Source organism: Pseudonocardia nigra (assembly GCF_019396355.1).
GTDB classification, from domain to species: Bacteria; Actinomycetota; Actinomycetes; order Mycobacteriales; family Pseudonocardiaceae; genus Pseudonocardia; species Pseudonocardia nigra.
Genome location: NZ_JAHKRK010000595.1, coordinates 1 through 535, shown reverse-complemented (window position 1 = coordinate 535; position 535 = coordinate 1). Strand labels below are relative to the sequence as shown.

Sequence of the window (535 nt, the reverse complement as noted above, 5' to 3'; positions counted from 1 at the left end):
ATAAGGACTTGCGTCCCTGGTTGTCGGTGATCGCCGGCGGCGAGTCGCTGGTGTCGCACGCCGGTGGGGTGTTGTTGACCGAGACCGCGCGGCGCAGCGGGCTGTCCGGGCAGCTGTCGCGGCTGCTGGGGCGGTGGCGGCTGCCGTGCGCGACGCACGATCTGGGCAAGGTCGTGGCCGACCTCGCGGTCGCGGTCGCGCTGGGTGGGCACGCCGCCGCCGATGTCGCGGTGCTGCGCGCGCAGCCGGGGGTGTTCGGTCCGGTGGCGTCGGGTCCGACGGTGTCGCGGCTGATCACGCGGCTGGCCGCTGACGCCGGCGACGTGCTCGCGGCGCTCGCTGCTGCTCGGGCTGCGGCGCGGGAACGGGTGTGGAGCATCGCCGGGGCGCCGCTCCAGCAGGGTCGGGTGGTGATCGATCTGGACGTGACGCTGGTCACCGCACACTCCGACAAGGAAGACGCGACCCGCACCTGGAAGAAGGGTTTCGGGTTCCATCCGTTGCTGGGATTCGTCGATCACGGCGGGCCCAGCGG

Annotated in this window: 1 protein-coding gene; it reads left to right on the top strand. The window is 72.7% G+C overall.

Annotated features, from left to right (window positions below; translation table 11 throughout):
* Positions 1-26: 26 nt before the first annotated feature.
* Positions 27-535, top strand: a 509-nt coding sequence (locus KME75_RS42360; protein ID WP_372452777.1) for a transposase, incomplete at its 3' end; no start/stop codon positions are given.